This window comes from Brevibacillus sp. BC25 (genome assembly GCF_000282075.1).
Lineage (GTDB): Bacteria > Bacillota > Bacilli > Brevibacillales > Brevibacillaceae > Brevibacillus.
This window is the reverse complement of the sequence record NZ_AKIX01000103.1, coordinates 42,987-63,829: the sequence shown is the minus strand read 5'-3', so window position 1 is coordinate 63,829 and position 20,843 is coordinate 42,987. Positions and strand designations below refer to the sequence as shown.

9 protein-coding genes are annotated in these 20,843 nt (G+C 47.6%); all 9 read right to left on the bottom strand.

Features of this window, described 5'->3' with window-relative positions; translation table 11 throughout:
- Window positions 1-86 precede the first annotated feature (86 nt).
- Window positions 87-3,146: a cyclic peptide edeine export ABC transporter EdeA gene (gene edeA / locus PMI05_RS23510; protein ID WP_193375277.1), complete on the bottom strand. Its 3,060-nt coding sequence runs from the start codon at window positions 3,144-3,146 to the stop codon at window positions 87-89.
- Between the two features lie 154 nt (window positions 3,147-3,300).
- Window positions 3,301-4,062, bottom strand: a complete 762-nt coding sequence (locus PMI05_RS23505; protein ID WP_238543347.1) for a ParB N-terminal domain-containing protein — start codon at window positions 4,060-4,062, stop codon at window positions 3,301-3,303.
- Window positions 4,063-4,086: 24 nt separating this feature from the next.
- Window positions 4,087-5,055 (bottom strand): 2,3-diaminopropionate biosynthesis protein SbnB, encoded by a 969-nt coding sequence (sbnB, locus tag PMI05_RS23500; protein ID WP_007727255.1) that lies wholly within the window; start codon window positions 5,053-5,055, stop codon window positions 4,087-4,089.
- A 47-nt stretch (window positions 5,056-5,102) separates the two neighbouring features.
- Window positions 5,103-6,071, bottom strand: a complete 969-nt coding sequence (gene sbnA, locus PMI05_RS23495; RefSeq protein WP_007727254.1) for a 2,3-diaminopropionate biosynthesis protein SbnA — start codon at window positions 6,069-6,071, stop codon at window positions 5,103-5,105.
- A 66-nt stretch (window positions 6,072-6,137) separates the two neighbouring features.
- Window positions 6,138-6,374 (bottom strand): phosphopantetheine-binding protein, encoded by a 237-nt coding sequence (locus PMI05_RS23490; protein WP_007727253.1) that lies wholly within the window; start codon window positions 6,372-6,374, stop codon window positions 6,138-6,140.
- A 25-nt stretch (window positions 6,375-6,399) separates the two neighbouring features.
- Window positions 6,400-7,443 carry a BtrH N-terminal domain-containing protein gene (locus tag PMI05_RS23485; RefSeq protein ID WP_007727252.1) on the bottom strand — a complete coding sequence of 348 codons (1,044 nt, stop codon included), beginning with the start codon at window positions 7,441-7,443 and terminating at the stop codon, window positions 6,400-6,402.
- 43 nt (window positions 7,444-7,486) lie between these two features.
- Window positions 7,487-10,861, bottom strand: coding sequence for an edeine polyketide synthase EdeG (gene edeG, locus PMI05_RS23480; protein ID WP_007727251.1), 3,375 nt, complete (start codon window positions 10,859-10,861; stop codon window positions 7,487-7,489).
- 41 nt (window positions 10,862-10,902) lie between these two features.
- Window positions 10,903-12,171, bottom strand: coding sequence for an ACP S-malonyltransferase (fabD, locus tag PMI05_RS23475; RefSeq protein WP_007727248.1), 1,269 nt, complete (start codon window positions 12,169-12,171; stop codon window positions 10,903-10,905).
- 16 nt (window positions 12,172-12,187) lie between these two features.
- A complete protein-coding gene (gene edeI / locus PMI05_RS23470) occupies window positions 12,188-20,842 on the bottom strand; it encodes an edeine biosynthesis hybrid PKS-NRPS EdeI (RefSeq protein ID WP_007727246.1) in 8,655 nt (2,884 codons plus the stop codon).
- Between the last annotated feature and the right edge of the window lies 1 nt (window position 20,843).

Here is a 20,843-nt window from a genome sequence, read left to right as displayed (position 1 = left end):
CTTTGTAATCAAAGGCTTTTCGACCATTTCTTATGGATCGGGTGATGGGAAACATCCCCGTTCGGTCTTCTCTGCGTGCTTTTTCATCAGGCATGCGCAAACGTTTGCTGCGAAATAATTCGCCCACTCTCCATTTTCACTACCTGATCAGCAAGATGGAAGTAGCGATCGTCGTGTGTGATCGCAATTACACATTTGCCCTGTCTTTTCATTTCTGGTAGCAAGGATTCGTAAAAGAATTGACGATACTCTGGATCTTGGTCTGCTGCCCACTCGTCGAAGAGGAAAATAGGTCGGTTTCTTACCAGACTGAGCATTAAGGCAAGACGCTTACGTTGACCCGTAGACAGCTTTGTCGTGCTAAACGTTCCCGTTTCATCCACTTCTACTTTGTCAGCGATGCGAAGCACCTCTAAATATTTGCTCACTTCCTCTTGCTTCGCCTGGTAATCGACTCCATACATCTTCTCAAACAGGTAGAAATCACTAAAAATCGCGGAAAAGAATTCGCAGCGTTGGTCAGCATTCACTTTTTGGCCGTTCATGAAAAACTCGCCCTCATCCTGCTCATACAATCCGGTAATCAGCTTGGCAAACGTTGACTTCCCGCTACCGTTACCACCAACAATGAAGACGATTTCCCCTTTTTGGCAGGAGAAGTCCAGCGGCCCTACGGAAAACTCTTCGCCCTCCTTGTTTTTGTATCGGAAACGCACCTGTTCAGTTGAAAATGACTCAAAGTCTTGCGAGCTCCGCTCAACCAAGCTTTCCTCTTCTCTTCTCGTTTCCACTGATAACGAATCCAGCAACGCATTCAGCCGCTGCCAACTGATCTTGATCCGAATCAGCTCCGGTACTGCATTCAAAATACCGTGAACAGGCCCAGTCATATACAGAAAGACAAACACATAACTAATCAGCATCTCTTTTTGAAGCGAAGGGAAAAGAACCGGGAATAAAAAGGCAACTGTGCCGATTACCACAACGAAAAGCAATTCCCCAATCAAATACACGTTCACAAATTTAAATTGGCCCGCTGATTTCTTATGTCGATAGTCCGAGCAGCTTCTTTCCATGTCTTCTTCAAATTCTTTTCGTTGTGCCTGCGTCAGATACAGCTCCTTGAAGCCTCCGATCATATCGGTAATATAGGAGAAAAACACATTTTGGATGTCTCTGGTTTCCTCCCATACTTTGTTTGCAAAGCGACCTGCCAGCGTATACAAGCCTACAGCCACAAAAATGACAGCCAGACAAAATAAAAATCCGTATAGATCCAGCGAGCCCAGATAAATGAAGCAAAACACGAGTGTAACCGCACTCGTCAGTGCCACAACGACACTATTGGCGAATGTACTGATCGTTTCCGTATCGTTATTTAACCCCGCATATATTTCACCGTTATCAAGTGTCTCGTACTTTTGATAAGGGGTCCGAAAAATTTTGCGGATCAGTTCCATTCTTTTTTCGTATACGATTTCATTTGTGATCACAATCAGTCGGCTACGCATCATTTTCTCCCCGACGATATATAACAAGATACCCAGGAGAAAATACAGGAAAATGGCTGCATGAAATTTGTTCGTAGAAGTGAGCGCCAGATTGATCATAAAAATAATCAGCGCATTCCCAAATCCGCTAATAAGTCCCTGTATGACAATAGACGTCATGGATGTTTCTTGCGATTTCGGGAACAAGCGGATGAGTGTGATGTAGACATTAAACAGAGCGAGTCCTGCCACCAATGCGTACATGGCGTAAAAAATGGTGATCGGAAGCCAGACCTCGATGAACGCCCATGGTAAGCCCATAAAAAAAACATCCGGCAAATAGTATAAGGCGGCTGTTAAAACACCTCCCATGACAATAAATGCAACAAAGGATGCAAAACAGATTCGCCCCGCATTCGCGGAGAGTTTTCGTTCACCTCGATAGACTTGCACAAAAATCTGCACGATCCCCCCACCAAGTAACAACAAAAGGATACCAAGGATTACGAGAGAAATGCTTGCCATACGATCCGCTTGAAGATTGGTGTCAGACACGACTACGGGAGCTTCTTTCCCTAGTGTGAGATTGACGGCACCTTCTGCTATAACAAATGCGTTCAACGAGTTGATATTGGTCAAAACGACGGCGCCCAGCTTTTCTTCTGGACGAAATACCATGTACGAAGAAAATGCAGGGTTATTGCCGCCGTGCGAAATTTGCCCTCCACCATCCTGGTAAATCATCCAGCCTGATGCATACGAGAAACCGTCTGTCGCAGGAGCTACCGAACGATCAGGAAGATGAGAAGCACGCACCAGCTCGGGACGAAACGCAGATGCCTCCAACCCCATCTGAATCTGCAACCATCGTTCCATATCATTTAAATTGGAAACGACATAACCCGCTGGCGTATTTCCACGATATTCCGGTGCATCATACACGCGTGGGGAAAAGAACTCGATTTTGTGTCCTCTTGCCATCTCCTCCACGGGTGCCTGTGCCTTCAAAAAGGTATCGGTTAGCCCCAATTTGGCAATGACTTGTTGCTGTACATACTGTTCATAGGACTGTCCGGTGATTTTCTCGACCACATAGCCCAAGATATCGTAGTTAATGGTGGCGTATTCATACTCGGTGCCTGGCTTGCGAACCAGTTCAGAATGATTGATTGCTCGCACAGTTTCTTCGATCGCATTCTCACTGGAAGAAATAGGGATCGAACCAATGCTTTCGAACGGAATCCCGCTAGTATGATACAGCAAATGCTTAATCTGGATCGTTTCCTGTTGTCCTTTATAGGTAACGCGAAACCACGGGATATAGTTCTGAACCGGGTCGTCCAGCGAAAGTCGCTTTTGCTCGACAAGCTGGTGAACTGCTAGCGCTGTAAAGGCTTTGGAGTTCGATCCGATTTCAAACAATGTGTCAGCAGTAACCGGCTCTTGCTTCTGGGTGTCAGAGAAACCAAACGATTGCTTGTAAATGGTTTTCCCCTCTTTGACGACCACAACGGCTGCACCCGGGATTTTTTCCGACTCCATGGTTTTATTGACCAGCTGTTCGATTGCTGTTGCGATTTCCGTATCCTGTCGAACGCTCGTTTCGGCGTACACGGGCATACTGCCGGAAAGTACGAGAACCAGACACATCAGCAAAAATGCTAGTTTTCTTCTCGACTTATCTATGATCTTTTGCAGAATGATCCACTCCTTTTTAGGCACTGTGTCTGTGGGAAAGACCGCAACCAGTACATGATGTAATTGGGATTGGATAGAAACCGTGGCGAATCAAACTCGCCACGGTTCCTTATTACGCATCGCACATATACACGGGTTTCGAGTAGAGGCGCAAGGTTTCTCTCCATTTTCTAACCAATCGCTCCCACTGTTCTAGCTCGATTTGCTCCTGTTTCAATAGGCTAATCGGAATACACAAGTTTAATAGACGCCCGTCTATTTCAAAACGGGTGACACCCGCAGGCAAAACATGCCCTTCCGATACGATACGCTCCAATTCTGATAGACTGATTGGCGGGAACCGTATCAAGGCGGTTCCTGTTTCTGGCCATTCGAGCATCCCTGTCGGCAGACGATGCACCGGGTGGCTATAGTTGTAACTGTCCACTAATTGACGCCATAGCGTCATTCGCCACTCATCATCCTGCCGATTCTCCTTTGGATACAGATAGAAGCGTTCCTTGTTCCCTATCTTCATTTCTGCTACAGGTGTTTCTCGTAAGCGATCTGTTTCCCACCGAAACACAGAATCCTGCTCCACTGATTGTAACCATGCAGCGACTGGCACAATATGATCCCACATATCCAAGTGAAAATCCTCATGCTCAACTACCTGTACGGGGATATGTTTGCACCCAAGCTCTTGAAGAGCAAAAGTCCGATGTGCCCCATCAATGATCAAATACTGGCCGTTTTGCATGAGAATCGCCAGCGGAGGATGGCGCAAAATCCCTTCCTCCTCAATGATCTGTCTGGTCTTGTGTAATCGCTTGTTTTCATGTGACTCGTGCAAACAAATACGAGATGACTCTACCAGTTTTAGATTTGCCAGCACATCGTACAAAATGGTAACCTCCAGTTAGTCTTGCAAGTGAGTTCCGATCCCCTGCGAGAGTGCTTGTTTGTAATAGTAGGCAGCAATGGCGATATCAAAAATCGCCATCCCCATCGGATTAAACATGATGGGCTCATCTTGTGGAAACTCTTTCATCTGGTCAAGGCAAACGATATCTGTGATGGACTTGGTATCTTCTTTTTGCAAGCCTCTCTCCAGATGCATGATTTCGATGTCTGTGTTCTCACGGCAAACTTCGATCCAGTCATCTACGATAATGGAGCGGGTATAGTCGAGAATTTTTGGTGTAAAATCGCGTAACGACACATTTAACAACAAAGAATGACGTTTTGGTTGCTTGTCAATAAAACCATGCGGTGATACCGTGCACGTAATGAACACATCTGCCTCGCAGTATGCTTCTTCCCACGTTTGCGCGATAACCGTTTTCTCTTTTATCTCAGCCGGAATATGCTCCTGCTGGATACCCGCAATGTCATAGAGAACCACCTTGTCGATCTTCTCTCCTAACATGGCCGTAACCATTTGTAGATGAAGTCTGCCAATCGGACCAAATCCGATAATTCCGACCGTTACATTTTGCAGGGGACGTACTTGTTCGTAATGCTTGAGGAGAAGACCGGAAACAGAAGCAGTTCGAATGCCGCTAACCAGGGCCGTATTTATCGTTGCCACAGGCTTACCCGTTCTGGCTTCGTTCAGGATGGTAATCGAATGCGCGCGTTGGATACCCTCTTGGAGGTTTTTCGGGAAACTGGCAATCCACTTGATTCCCGCCATGTAAGTATCTCCGCCTACAAATGCTGGCATGGCAATAATGCGGTTTGACATGTCATGATATCGCAAGTAAGGTTTAATCGGCTGTGCGTAATCTTCCTTTTGTAAGGAAATCACAGCATGTTCAATGACATCAATGGTTTCCTTCCAATTCTTGCCGACCTTTTCAATATCACTCGTGTTTAGATATAACATCGTACATCCCACCCTGCTTATCGTAGTAAATTTGATTTGCACACTATTTAATTGCCAACGAAAGAATGCTTTTGCTGATGCAACCACTGAACCCATTCCTGGTTGTATACGGTATTGACATATGGCATACCACCGTCTGGACATAAAAAGACAACATTTGGCTTGACTACGTGTTTTTGATCTTTGAAATAGTTGTTAATCGCCCAGTAGGAAGTCCCAGAAGATCCTCCAGCAAAAATGCCATGCTCAGTGTACAGCTGATAGCAAGCCTCGACTGTGTCCTCCTCCGAAACATGAACGACCTCATCAATAATCGCGCCCTTGAGTATGTCAGGCCGCATGCTCGATCCAATTCCAGGGATGTATCGTTTTTGTGGCTCTTGCCCAAAAATCACCGAGCCTACCGTATCGACAGCAATGATTTTTATGTCAGGAAAACGTTCCTTCAATCGCTGCGAAATTCCCGTAATCGTGCCGCCAGAGCTAACGCCGATAAAAGCATAGTCCAATGTCTCGAAGCTGTCTGCGATCTCGGCTCCCAGTCCGAAGTAATGGGCACGAGCGCTATCCGGATTTCCGTACTGATTGGTCCAAAACGAGTTATTCGTCTCATTCAGAAGGCGATTGACCGTTTGGATCCGCGTTAAGAGAAATCCTCCTGTCTCGTCACGGTCCGTTACTTTTACGACCTCATGGGAAATTACCCTGAGCAAGTTCTCATAGACGGGATTAATGTTTGGATCGATGACTGGAATAAATTTAATTCCGAGTCGCTTGCATAACGTCGCCAAAGCGATAGCAAAGTTTCCCGAAGAAGACTCGATTACAGTAGTTTCCTGCGTGATCTCTCCTCTTTTGATCGCCTCCTGTAATATGTAAAAGGCCGGCCTCACTTTTACACTTCCCATGAGGTTGTTGTATTCGAGCTTGCAAAACAGATTGATGTGCTCATGCTCAAGTTTGTTTAAAGGCGTATTGCCAATCATCTGACTTATGGCCATCATTTTCGTTAGCATATTGAGCCCTCACTCCCGATTTTTCCCGTCTTCGTCCGATCGACCGTATACATCTTGGCCCTTCGATCAGGCAGATTTTGCATCCATTTTTTGCTGGATGTAACCTGCCAACGTTTTCATATCTTGAAAGTTCTCCAAATGGAGCATGTCATCATCGAATTCAATGCCAAACTCTTTTTCAACCTTTACGACAGACTTGATAAAGGTTAATGAATCAATGTACTCCGTAAGTTCTCCGCTTTCGTTCACGTACTCAGAAAACAACCGGAGGAGCGTCTCGTATACTTCGTTTTCCCTTTCCATAGGAGTCCCTCCAAGTGGTAGATGCTTACACAACAACGCCAACCCGTTCCAGTACTTCTCTTGTTTTGACGACCGCCTCAAATTCCTGCGTTTTTATGCTGCTGATTTTTTGCAGAACGCGTTGAACCATGTCACTGCGATTACTGTCAAACGCCTTAAGAATCATATTGGTCGTAATTTTCCATTGATGTCCGATACTGAGATACTGCTCGGCAAGATCTGCAAAGTTTTCGTACTTCTCACTGATCGCCTGCAGGACATTGGCATACATCGCTCGTGTTTGTGCCATGCTGATCAAGCTGTGGTTAAGGATATCGAGATGATCGTCTGTAATCTCCACTCCGCTAGCAAGGAAAGCCTCTACGTCTTTGAGAAAAGGATCAAGCGATTTCAGCCCTACCTCGATGCTGACATCGTCGGGTACATCCAATTCCCGCTTGATTTGACTTATGTCGCAACGACCCTCAAGTACGCTGAGATTGCTCCTGACCGCTTCCAGCAACTGATCGTGCGTCGGATGCAGGGAATCTGAAAGTACCAATTCAAATGATCGATTGTGGAGTGGATACCATTCACCTGTGCCTGCATCCCGATAGGAAGAGTTACTCGCCTGTAAAAATTGCTCGATGGGCAACAGACCTTTGTAGCGGTAGTAATCATCTACAATCAGAAGCTGATTATCTTCTCTTCCTGTGACAATGATGCTATGCATTTCAGGCAGGTCCTGATAATAAGGGTTATACGGGAGTTCTGCCATATTGCAGAGGACGATTGTCGGTATGTCCCGTTCCAAACGTTCTTGAATATTTGCCAAAAACAGGTCGTCTTCCGGTTCAGCCCGTCCTTCAACGCAGATATTGTGAATCCACGCAAGCTCTGCGACTGTTCTCATGTATTGACCGTTTACATCTCCATAAGGAGAATCCTGCGTTTTCAGATAGATGGCACCGCACTGCTTCCAAGCTGTTTCCAAGGCGGAAAAGTTCAGGTATTTCAGAACCGTGTAGATAGAAGCGCCGATGCAATCCAGGTTCGGATGCTTGCTCGGTTGAATCTCGGTGAGTGACATGAGCACTCTCCTTCCTGTCTATCGTATTGGTAAACACATGCGACTATCGGATATCCGAATCACGTTCTCGCAAGGCAAATACTTGTTGCAGAAATTGACTAGTGAGAGACCTCAACTTATCGACAGCAGCTTCCATATCGGATCGTTTCAACATTTTTTCTTTGTATAAGCTAAGGGCATAGCGATTTACCACGTTATTGGATGTCTGCAAAATGTCTTCCGCCAGTTCGCGTACAGACTGATCCGCCTGTGGAACGTAACAGTCCAATAATGTTTCCACCCACAGTTCTTTCCCGCCTAATTGAACGTAGAGCTCGTTTAAATTGGCTTCATGAAAATAGGTGTCTGGCTGCTCCGTAAGTGACAACAACAGCGTAAGCTCACGGCCAACTTGCTGTTTACTCTCGACCGCTTTTAGTAAACGCAGCAACTCTTGTTCCGCGCTGGCACGCAAGATTGCTTCGTCATCTGTAACGCGAGCGAGCACCATGATTAGCCGGGAATGCGGCTCTATATTTGCATAAATCTCCTCAAGCGTTTGGTACGTTGTGGAAAATTTATCGTACTGGATTCGTTGAGCTTGCCCGCGAGTCAAATGATTGTGATTGATGATCGTATAAACCTGCTTGTCATGGTCATAGCCAGTGATGACGGTAAGGTGATCGGTATGTTCCTTCTGGTATTGCGGCGTGTAAAAGGTGTAGTACTCGTCAAATGCAACCATTACGGGCTTTCCTTGATCCAATTGGTGAATGATCGACTCATGCAATTCATCCAGACGAGCGACCGGCACGAGCTTGACCCGATAGCCAAATTTGTAAAGCATCTCCTCATCCGACAAATATCCCATAACCTCAGCATGCTCCCGATACGAATAGGGGTACCCCTCTGCATCAAGCTGATAGCCGCGCTTCAACCCGAGAAAAAGCTTAAAATATGGAATCAGATGGGCATCCTGCTCCTCCATTAATAAAGCGAGGCCGCGATCATAACAATTCCATTGACGCCAGGATAATTGACTGACATCGGCATACGAGCTGCGTTTGATTTGCGTACCATGCAATGATTTTGTGTTTCGTTGTTGAACAGTTTGGACTGCAGTAGCAGCTGCCTCTGCTTTCGCAACCTGTTCAACTTCATGCCCAACCGCATCAAGATAGGCAGCAAAATCGGAAATCGTCAAATGGGTAAGCAGGTCTTGTACTTCTACTTCTCGGTTCATCCGCTTGGAGATTTCGCTGATCATTCGAATCGCGATGATCGAGTCCCCGCCCAGCTCGTAGAAATTGTCATGGACATCTACTTCTTCAAGCCCCAGAACATATCCCCAAATGCGAGCCAGCTCTTGCTCTAAAACGGTGTAGGTATCATGTTTTCTCCCACGTACCACCACGTTTGGCAGCTTCGCTTCTCCAGATATTTTCGATGCAACATTGTCTTTTTCTCTCCCGGCATCTTTGCCAAGGGCAAGAGAATGAACAGGAGAGATGTCCAGCCAACAACGTTTACGCTCAAACGGATAAACAGGGAGGTGCACGCGGCGCGGCTTTTTAAACGTATACATGGCACTCCAGCGTACATCTGCCCCGCTCACATACAATTCGCCGAGCTCTTTCAGATCAGATAACTCTTTGCTTTGCGCCAACAAAAGCTTTTGCAAAAGAGCATTGGCATCCTTATTCATCGCTTGCTGTTCTGCCTCTGTCAGTATCCCAGGCTCTCTATCAGCTTTTTCCTGCGAGATAACCTTGTGCCAGCCAAAGAAAATATCTGGTTCAGAAAGTGATGTCCAGTCGCTCGCTAACAACTTGGAGATTTTTGCGGCAAAATCGTCCATGTCCCTGCAAATAAGCAGCAAGCGGTAGCCGTAGTGACTACGGCCCGTATTTGCCGTAAAGCTGAGACTTTCCAATGTCGGCAGTTCATCCACGGGCTTGCTGCTCCACTTCTGAAAACGGAGTAACAGATTGAGCAAGCTCTCTTTGCTTTTAGCGGATAAAGCGATAGCCTGAGTCCCTTCGTCTTGCTTGGGGGGCTGTATGAATCCTGGTGCTTCCTCTACTACGAGGTGCACATTGGTTCCACTCATCCCAAACGAACTGATTCCAGCCCGTCGCACGCTTTGCTCTGGTTCCCACTCTGTCAATGTGTCGTGGATGTAAATGGGGGATTGTTCAAAAGGAATCATCCGATTCGCGCGCTGAAAGTGCAAATGCGGAGGTATCTGCTTTTGTTTAAGAGACAAGATCACCTTGAAAAGACCAGCCATCCCCGCTACGTGGTCGGTGTGACCGATGTTCGTTTTTACAGAGCCGATCCCGCAAAATTGGCGCCGGTTTGTGTATGGGCGAAACGCTCTCTCCAGTCCGTCCATCTCCATAGGATCACCCAGCTTGGTACCTATGCTGTGCACCTCGATATAGGAAAGGGTTTCGGGATCAATCTGCGCGTCTTTCCATGCCTGTTGAATCACTTCGGCTTGTGCCAATGAATTTGGCGCCGTAAGCCCGAAAGAATGGCCGTCTTGATTGGCGGCGCTTCCCTTGATTACGGCATAAATCGAATCCCCGTCTGCAAGAGCCTTTGTCAACGGTTTCAGCAAAACGGCGCCAACGCCTTCACCGACACCTGTACCGTCTGAATCATTGTCAAAAGGGCGAGTACGACCAGATTGCGATAATATTCCCAAATCATTGCTTCCATCTTGTAAAGACAGCAAGATGAGTTTGACACCGCCGGCCAGCGCCATTTCACATTCTCCTCGACGAATCGCTTGGCATGCCAGGTGAACAGCCATCAGCGAAGAGGAGCAGGACGTATCCACAAGCATGCTCGGACCTTTGAGATCCAACAGGTAGGATACACGAGAAGCGATCACCGATTTCATATTGCCAATGATTGAGGTGGACAGCGCATCTGGTTCCAGCTCTCGAATCATTCGTCTATACTCTTCACCAAAATCACTGCTAAATCCCAGATATACACCCGTACGGCTACCCGCGAGCATCGTTCCACCATATCCAGCGTCCTCAATCGCCTCCCAGCATGTCAGAAGAAATAAGCGCTGATTTGGGTCCATCTGGCTGGCTTCCTTAGGAGAAAGACCGAAGAGATGCGGATCGAATTTATCAATTTCATTCAGGTAGGCAGCTTCTCGAAATTGAATTTGCTCCATCGTCAACCCTTTGGCGAGTAACAATGGAATCAAATCGTTCTGGCGCTCTTTGGGAAGCTCTCGCACACAATCTTGACCAGCTTGCAACAGACGCCAAAAGTCTGCCGGGTTTTCTGCGCTTCCGAATCGGCAAGCAGCACCAATCACCGCAATATCGTGTTGATTGGGTTTGCTGTCTGTTGAATGAGCATCCGTCTGCTGTTTATTCAGTTTGACTCGGTTAAGTCCTAATGGCTTGCTCACTGCATTCTTCCTCCTTGGGTCCTCTGCTCACCTGGTTCGGCTTAGCTTGCTTGCCATTCGTTGCCGATCTCAGGAAATCGCTGTTGCAAGTCCGGTTTGCTGGTCAGCTGTTCAAAGCGCATGGCTTGTTCCGCATCAGGAGCTTTTTTTGTTTGCAAGATCAAACGAAGCAGAGAAAAAGCTTCGCTTACATCTCCATAGCCCCCCTCTTTTTCTCCTTGTTCCAGCTGTTGCCTCAGTTGTTGAAGAGCTTGATAAGGAGCGATCACCCCTTGCTGGTACGCCTCTTCATCGAGACCACGATTTTTCGTGCACACAGCAATCGCAATGCAAGAATCGACCAGTTGGGCAATTGCTGCTTGATTATGCGTTTTAGCATCCTGAATCTCTTGCTGATAACGATTGATCTCCCCCTGCTTGTCAAAGGCAAAGGCACGAAGGGGATATCCTTTGGCCAAATTTGTCAGTACATTTTTTGGACCGAGCTCAATTACGGTATTCGCTCCCTGTTTTACCAAGTAATCCATCGTGGATTGCCAGCGAACAGGGCTGGTTGTCTGGGCTGTGAGCAAATCGACAAGTTGATCAGCATGGACATAGGGTTGTGCTGTCACATTGGAAATCACAGGCCATTTGGGATCGCAATACGTGTATCGCTTCAATTCTTCATTTAATTGTTCAGCTGCTTGCACCATGAGTGGCGAATGGAAAGGTGCACTCACCTTGAGGCTGACTACGGAAGTCGAGCCATGCTGCTTGCACGCTTCTTCTACTTGCCGCACCGCATGTGCATGTCCGGAGATGACGATCTGATCAGCGGAGTTATGGTTCGCGACCACGACGATCGCATCGTCACGAGAATGTTCCCGACAAATCTCCTCGACAAGTTGAGCATTCAACCCGAAGATTGCTGACATGGCTCCGACACCCTGCGGCGTAGCCGCCTGCATGAACTGACCTCGGCGATAGACAAGGCGGACGGCATCTGCAAACTGGATAGCACCGGCACAAGTCAGGGCCGTAAACTCGCCCAGACTGTGACCAGCCACCCACTTCGGTTCGATGTTCATTTCTTGCGAATAAACGCGGAAGGCTGCGACACTTGCCGTCAGGATTGCTGGCTGTGCGTGCTCTGTTTTGGTCAGTTCTTGTACATCCCCTGCAAAACAAAGTGTTTGCAGGTTAAATCCAAGCGCATCACTTGCTTCTTCAAAGGTGCGAGCGGCAATGGGATGGGCCTCACATAATGCTTGGCCCATTCCAACATATTGCGAACCTTGTCCCGGGAATAAGAGTGCGATTTTGTCCATTTTTGATCACCCTTCTCTACGTCATGTATTCATTCACTAGCATCCTGAGCAATTGCTGGTAATCCTGAGTCATCTCCGTGACTTTTTCTGCCCGGAGGCAATCAGGGTTGAATGCACACACGATATCAATCACGTCTTTTCCTTCCTTGATCCAGAAGGTAAGCTCATGTTCATGGTGTGTGAACGATGCATCTGTAAACTCATTGACACTTCCGAAGAATGGAATGATGGTTCCATCGTTGCGATCCGTCCGTAATTTTTTTAGCCACAACGAGGCTTCCCCCGTCATTTTTTCGATGAACTGTCGTTTCTGCTGCACCTGCTTGAATAGATCGAAGAAGGTGTTGACCTCTGACATGTTCACCCGGAATGGATAAGCATTCATCTGCAGCTCCTTGGCGACAGCCACTTCCATATAAAGATCCTGCTGTCCTGTCAATTCCGCCATGAGGTATACATACATCGAAAGCAAAACGTCTCTTACCTCAACAGCCTCCATTTGACTTACCTGCTGCACATTTTCAAACAGATCATCAGTAAGTGAGAATTGAACCCAGTTTGTGTCCGCATTCGCTTCTCCATTAGTCCAATACTGAGCTGGCAACTCTATAAGCGAGACACGATCCAGCTCCTTCAACCAATAAGTGGTCGTATCGGTTTCCTCTTGTTCATCTGCTATATCTAAAGCGGCATTCTTCAAAAAGTTGGTAAGACTGGACAGCGTAGGATGAGCGAACAAATCGGCAATTCGAACCCGTCCAGGATAAAGTTGTTCAAGCTTGGCATGAACTTGCACCAGTAAAAGCGAAGTACCGCCTATTTGGAAGAAGTTATCCTGCATACCGACCGTTTCACGTTTAAGCACTTCCCGCCAGATGCCCGCCACCTGTTCTTCCAGTCTGGTAGCCGGGGCTTGATATTCGGTGTGCTTGTCTTGGAGTGAATCAGGCTCTGGCAATGATTTGCGATCCAGCTTTCCGTTTGGTGTTAGAGGCCACATACTCATATGCGTATAGAAATGTGGAATCATGTAATCGGGTAAACTTTTGCTCAGCATGGCTCGCAATTCATCACTGTCCAACGTTCGCTCTGCCATATAGTACGCAGACAGGTAAGGATTGCTGGCAGTATCTCGCACACTGACCACCGCTTCTGTAATATCCGGATGCTGACAAAGGGCACTTTCAATCTCACCCAATTCGATCCGATAACCGCGTACTTTGCACTGAAAGTCGGATCGTCCTACATATTCAACACGTCCGTCCGGCATCCATCTCGCGAGATCACCTGTTTTGTACATACGTTGACCAGGTTTAAACGGATTAGGGATATAGCGCTCATCCGTCAGTGTTGGCTGACCGAAGTAGCCTCTCGTTACCCCATCCCCTGCGATGTAAAGATCGCCAGTGATCTTCGTAGGTTGCACTTGCAAATGCTCATCGAGGATGTAGACTTGTGTATTGGGCAATGGCGCACCAATCGTTACTTCCTCTGCCTCAGTCAAGTCCTGCACCGTAGACCAGATCGTTGTTTCAGTTGGACCGTACAGATTGTAAAGTCTCGCCTTGGTCTGTGTGCGAAGCCTTTGGAACAAAGACGCTGAAAGGGCTTCTCCTCCAAGCAGGATCGCTTTCAGGCAGTCAAGTGCGTGCGAGTTGCTCTTCTCTTCCAGCATGAGCTGTAAACGGGATGGAGTCAGTTGAAGGAAAGTGATTTCTTCCTGCAAAATCAACTCCTTGAGCACCTGCGGGTCGGCTTGCTGCTGTTCGGTTGCAATGACCACAGTCATCCCTTTCGCCAGCGGTACAATCGTTTCAAGCAGAAAAATATCAAATGAAATCGTCGTCACAGCCAGCATTTTGTCTGCGCTGGCAAAATCAATGTGTTCGCCGATCCCTGAGCAGAAGCTCATCAAATTGCCGTGCTCAACCATAACGCCTTTAGGCTTGCCTGTAGAACCCGATGTGTAAATAACATAGGCGAGATCGCTTGGTGTAGCCTGTGGCGGAAGATTGGAGTCGTCTTCCATCTCCATCCGAGTATCGTTTACGTCTACTCGGACAACACTTCCCCACTGTTTCTCTGCCAGAGAATCGTGGGTTAAGACGAGGCGAGTCATGCTGTTTTCCAAAACATAGGAAATGCGTTCTTCTGGATAGTGCGGATCAATCGGAACAAACGCGGCCCCCGCTTTCAAGATCGCCAAGAGTCCGACCATCATTTCCACAGAGCGATTCGTCAAAAGGCCCACGCAAGTATCAGCAGTGACGTCATGTTGCTTGATCAAACGGGCTACTTGGTTTGCTCGCTTATTTAATTCCGCATAAGTGACTTTCTCATCTCCGCATGTTACAGCTAACGCATTCGGCTGTTTTACCGCTACTTCTTCAAAGAGCTGGACGACTGTTTTTTCACGAGAGTATTCCAAACTCGTGTCATTCCATTGCTCAATCAGCAGCAAGCGTTCTTCTGCTGCCAGCATGGACATCTTGCCGATCAACTGTTCAGAATCTTCCACCATCTGCTCCAGAATCTTCTGGAAGTGTGTAGACATCGACGCGATCGTCTCTTTGCTGAACAGCTTGTTGCTGTATTCGATATCGACAATCAGGCGCTGTTCTCGCTCAATGATGTCAAAGGTCAGATCAAACTGGGCAGAGCGCTGTTCAAATGGATAAGGAGAAAGCGTCAGGCCATTTGCACTCATGCTTCCCTTCGCGTCGCCAGTATTTTGCAAAATGAACATCACATCAAACAGTGGGTTGCGCGCCGTATCCTTTGGCAGCGTCAGACGATCCACCAGCATTTCGAACGAATAGTCGGCATGAGAGAGCGCCGCTAGTGCCCGTTCTTTTACTTCCTGAAGGAAATCCGCCACGGTTCGATCGCTTCGCGGGAAGTTTCTCATCGCCAGTGTGTTTAGAAAGACACCAACGATGTTTTCCAGGTCTGCATGATGACGGCCAGCCACTGGCGATCCAATGATAATGTCTTCTTCGCCAGCGTATTTCGACAGCATAATGGTGAGCGCTCCCAGAAGCGTCATGTACAAGGTTGAACCATTGTTTTTTGCCAGTGCCAGTATCTTCTCTGTCCTCTCTTGAGGTATCTCAAAGGTCAGGACATCCCCCTCAAAGCTCTGGACGGACGGTCGAGGGTGGTCCGTAGGCAGGTTAAGCACAGGAAGTTCTCCATCCAGCTCTTTTAACCAGAATTTCTCCTGAGCGGCCAATACCCCATTACCCAGCTGCTCTGATTGCCACACACTGTAGTCTTTATATTGAATCCGCAGCTCTGGCAACTCGAGTCCCTGATACAATTGGAAGAACTCACGGATCAAAATGTTGATGGACACACCATCGGAAATAATGTGATGCATGTCGAACAGCAACAAGTGTTTGTTGACATCAATGCGAATGAGCATACCGCGTACAAGCGGCGCTTTTGACAAGTCGAATGGTTGAATAAATTGTTCGACCGTTCTCTTGGCCTCGTTCTCGTCGACTTCACTATACGCCAACGTAAAATCTACGCTCGGCTGAATCGTTTGCATCAAATCTCCATCCACGATGGAAAATGAGGTGCGCAACGACTCATGACGCTGCACCAGCGAGACAAATGCACGTTCGAAAGCCTCTCTGTCCAGCTCTCCTTCAAGCAACATGATTGTAGGGATGTTGTAGGCAACTGCCCCTTCCTGCATTTGTTCCAGCACATAAATTCTCTGCTGAGACGAGGTGGCGGGGTAAGCTTCCCGAAGCTCTGCTACAGGAATCGCTGACACAGATGTTTCTTCATTCGGAGCCATTAATACAGCTAATTGACGGATTGTCGGTGTTTGAAATAGGTCGGTGATCGTAATCTCTCTTTGCATCTGCTTGGAGACCCGGGAAACGATACCGATTGCCAATAGAGAATCGCCACCCAGCCTGAAAAAGTCGTCGTCGATGCTCAATTCGGTGTAACCCAGCACATCGGACCAAATCTGACCTAAGGCTTGCTCCCACAAAGTGTAGCGATCGCCTTCCTCCCTGCCAGACAAAACAACACGGTTTTGCATGGTCACAGCGGATGGTGCTTCGCGTTCTTTGTGAGTTTTCACGCTTGCAAAGATCGTATCTCCGAGCTTTACTTTCAGAGACGGTGCCCATTCCTTTAGCACTTGCAAATCAAATTGTCCAATGATCAGGTGTTCAGTTTGGCAAGACAACGATGCATCAAAGGCTTGAATTGCTCCATCCATCGGCATGTATCCGATAAAACCAGGACCTGTTATGCCTTCAAACGCATACCAGTTCAAAGCTATCGTTGGTTTTCCCGTTCGATTGCGAGCTGCACTATAGGCATCCAAGAAGCAGTTGGACGAGACATAGTCACTTCCGGTCGCTCCACCCCAAATCGAAGCAAGCGATGAGAAGATCACAAAGAAATCCAAATGCTCCGGTTCAGCTATCTGATCGAGTATGACTGTGCCCGCCATCTTCGCTTTCAAGCCATTTTGAAAATCGGAAAACCTCTTCGTTTGAATCGTTTCAAAGGTGATATGCGCCGCGGATTGGATAATGCCGTTGATCGGTCCGTAACGGGCTCGGACTTCCTCAGAAATATCCTCCATCTGCTGACGGTCAGACACGTCGGCTGCGTAGCAGACTACCTGCGCTCCCATTTCCTCTAGCTCAAGCAGAGCTTTCAGCTTTCGTGCCTCAGCAGTACTGCAATCTGGATGCTGTAAACGCTCTTGCCACTCGTGGTTTGGTGGTAGTGGAGAACGATTGATCAGCACGAGCGTCACATTTTTTTGAGCGGCCAGATGCTTACTAAATGCCAGTCCCAGTTTTCCTGTCCCTCCGGCGATCAAGTAAACGCCATTTTCACGTATCTCTACGGGCCGCTTCGAAATTTTATCGATTGCGCAGCGATTCATTTCTGGTACGCTGCGATTTCCTCTATAGGCAACCAAAGTGTCATCCCGATTGCAGCGAATTTCCGCTAGAAGCTGACCAGCCAACTGCGATGTTGAAAGCCCCTCTGTTGCGAGATCCAGGCTAAAGCACTGCAGTTTTGGATTTTCCTGCGAGATAACCTTGGCAAGACCAAATAAGGGAGCTTTTTCTGGATAAACAGGTCCGTTCTCATCTACTGCTTGTGCGTAGTTCGAGACGATGCGTAAATCAAGCACCTGCTTCAGATCCAGCTCAAGCAACACTTGTGTCAAATGAAACAGGCTATACACTCCCAGATATTGCGCTGACTCAAGGTCTTCTAGCTGTCCGAGATCACTTAACTTTAGGGCGCCGGAGGTCAAGCTCCATAAGTGGATAATCCCCGTCAGCTTTTCCTTTTTGTCCCCGAGTCTCTCGAACACACGCCGCAGATCTGCCGGCTGGGTGGGATCTAGGATAAACTCGTGGGAAGAGACGGAGGTAAAAGCCTCACCACTGCGAAGTCTGAACACTTCATGTCCTTCCGATGACATCGCGTCAGCAAGCGTTTCTCCTACACCGCCTTCATCTTGAAACACCAACCAGATCCCTGGACGCTGGGTCTGATGATTCGTTGACAGCTCTTTCGTTTGCCAATTGATCTGGTAGAGCCACTCTCGATACTCTTGTGGCGTATACGCTGAGCGTCCGATCAATAAGGCTGAATCAGAAAGATCAAGCAGCGCTGTAGACGACGGATAAATGGCAACCGATTGATAGTTTGTATCCCGAAGCGCCTTTTCCCAACGTGAGGCATCCATTAGTCTGGCTTGCTGTCGCAAATCGGTATCTTCGTGCTGCCACCAGTCTGCGGCAAGCCCCCCGATCACATTTGCCGTTGAACGATTTTTCACGAGCTCGATCGCAAACAGCACGCCCTGCTCTGCAAGCAACTGATGCAAAATCGATAAGGATGCCCGAACATCCCTCACCTTGTGAATAGCGTTATTGGCGATAATCACATCGTACGCATGTAAATCGAAGCCTTGTTCGGCTGGGGCCTGCTCCATGTTGAACGGACGGAACTGCACAAACGGGTACACTTCTTGGAACTCTTTCTCTGCCTCTACGAGAGACAATTGCGTACAATCCGTAAACAGATAGGTGACATCTTGTTTCTCAATCTTCGGCAGCAATAAGCGAGTAAGACTGCTTGAACCGCCCCCGAGCTCCAGAATTCGAACAGGACGGTCAAACGAATGGATGTATTGGGCAATTGTTTCCACTGCCATAAGTCCAGAAGGCTTTCCAAGAGTAAGGCGATCCGCATACGACTTGAATAAGTCAGAGGTACTGTTCGATACAAGTACGGTCTGCCCTGTCATGATAGTTGAGTAATGGGCAAAGCACGCTTTTAATTGGGTGAACGTATCTCGCTCATTCGGATAGCGATCCAGACAATCCTGATAAAACGTTTCCGCATCAAGACCCTCTGCTTGAGCAGCAAGTCGATATGTTCCTGCAACTTGTTCAACAAGGGCCGCTTGAACGACGAGTCCAAGCATGAGTTGGAAAAGATGCTCATTGCTTTCATCAAGCCCTACAGCTTCACGCAATTCTTCCAACGAATACGTTTGAACCTGCTTGTGGAAAACGCCCAGTTGATTGAAGCATTCAAGCGATGACAAGCCGGAATAAAAAGTCTCATCCTCTTCCAAACCTGTTTGCTTTTGGACATTCACCTGATTGAGCAACGTTTCTCCAAAAGTAAAGAAGGTGGAAGCAATTTTATGAACATCAGCTGTTTCGTTCTCATGTGCCGCCTCAGATGCTACAGTTGCGGACCGCTCAACCGTGTCGTTTGCGGGTTGATCCGATTGCACCCAGTGTCGGTTTTTGGCAAAGGAATAAGTTGGCAAAGGTACCTTTTTCCATTTGACTGGACGGTAGTATTCAAGCCAATTGATAGTTACCCCTCGCACGTACTGTTTTGCCATTTCTACTGGATTAGAGCTGTCTATTTGCATGCTGATCGGCAATGAACTTTCCCCACGGGAATTCAGTACCCCGTAGAACACCTGGTTCCCATCAACAAGCGGAGCACCGTCCTCCATCCGTTCCCCCGCGCACAAGCGATGGATCTTATGCAAAAAGTCCTCTTTGCTGTTGATAAGGAAAGCAAGGCGATGCCGATAGTGACCACGCCCCATATTGGCAGTAGCGCATATATCAAGAAGAGAATGCTCAGAAGGCGCTGATAAAAATGCTTGGTATTTCTCGAGCAAATCCCATAGCGACTCACTTGTTTTGGCAGATAACGTAATGAGGTAATCGCTAGAATCTGAAACGGATGTCGCCTCGCGTTTAGGAGGCTCTTCCAATATGACGTGGGCGTTTGTCCCGCTCAGGCCGAATGCACTTACCCCGGCTCTCCTCACAGGTTGGTCCACCTCGACATCCCAAGTCTTTAGCACATCATTTATATAAACAGGCGAATCGATAAAAGGAATTAAGGTATTCGGCCGTTTCACATGCAGCGTAGGCGGTATCTGGCGATGCTTCATCATCAGAGCCGCCTTAATGATTCCAGCCACACCTGATGCGGCTATCGTGTGCCCGATATTGCTTTTGACCGAGCCTATTGCGCAAAATTGCTTACGTTTTGAAACTTTCTGAAAGGCATGCATGATCCCTTCAATCTCGACAGGGTCGCCTAGTCTTGTCCCTGTTCCATGTGCCTCAATATAGGAGATACTCTCCGGATTAATTCGCGCCCGCTCCCATGTTGTTCGCAACAAAGCAGACTGGGAAATCGCATTGGGCGCTGTAATACTGGTAGAACGGCCATCACAATTGACAGCTGTGCTTTTGATCACGGCATGGATATAGTCGTTGTCCTTGACTGCTTGATCGTAGGACTTCAAAAGAACAGCGCCAAGACCTTCTCCCCATACTGTTCCATCAGCAAAGTCATCAAAAGCTTTGGTTTTGCGATCTACAGAAACGATGCCAAAATCAGTATCTTGTTGAATCGGAAACAGGGAAAGGTTAACTCCACCTACGAGAGCCATTCGACAATCGTTATTTCCAATAGCCTGACATGCTTGGTGCAGAGCGACCAAGGAGGAAGAGCAAGATGTATTAATCAATTGGCTTGGACCTGACAGATTCAGCAAATAGGAAATTCGTGAAGCGATAATTGCTGCAACGTTGCCAGCCAGCGAGGACGAATCAACGTTTTTAAGCACACGCTGGTACTGTGATTCATTGTCACAATATCCCAGAAATACACCTGTAGGAGAACCGCTGATCATCTTCTCGCTATACCCGGCATGTTCAAATGTTTCCCATGCCAACTCGAGAAACATCCGCTGATAAGGATCCATGGTTCGAGCCTCTGCAGGTGATATCTCGAAAAACGCATGATCAAATAAATCCACGTGATCGAGATAACCCATCCGCTCATACTTAAAATCTGTGCCGTTAAAAAATTCTCTCGCTACCCGCTCGACATCTGGACGCCTTGCAGCAGGGATATCACCGATTGAATCGTGCCCCTGTTGCAAATTGTTCCAGTATTCTTCGAGGCTGCTGGCTCCGGGAAAACGACAAGCCATACCAATGATCGCGATATCTTGGCGTGTATTTACGGTGGCAGAGGACAGTTCCTTCAGCAAAGGAAGTGCTTCCTTCTCTTGCAGTCGATGAGCTGCCACTTGCTCCAAGATGTATTTTTTTAGCAAACTCATC

What these genes read in the sequence shown, in the direction of transcription:
- PMI05_RS23490 (WP_007727253.1), bottom strand. Translation starts at nt 6,374, where the DNA reads ATGGAAAGGGAAAACGAAGTATACGAGACGCTCCTCCGGTTGTTTTCT.
- edeI (WP_007727246.1), bottom strand. Translation starts at nt 20,842, where the DNA reads ATGAGTTTGCTAAAAAAATACATCTTGGAGCAAGTGGCAGCTCATCGA.
- sbnA (WP_007727254.1), bottom strand. Translation starts at nt 6,071, where the DNA reads ATGCTAACGAAAATGATGGCCATAAGTCAGATGATTGGCAATACGCCT.
- sbnB (WP_007727255.1), bottom strand. Translation starts at nt 5,055, where the DNA reads ATGTTATATCTAAACACGAGTGATATTGAAAAGGTCGGCAAGAATTGG.
- PMI05_RS23485 (WP_007727252.1), bottom strand. Translation starts at nt 7,443, where the DNA reads ATGTCACTCACCGAGATTCAACCGAGCAAGCATCCGAACCTGGATTGC.
- fabD (WP_007727248.1), bottom strand. Translation starts at nt 12,171, where the DNA reads ATGGACAAAATCGCACTCTTATTCCCGGGACAAGGTTCGCAATATGTT.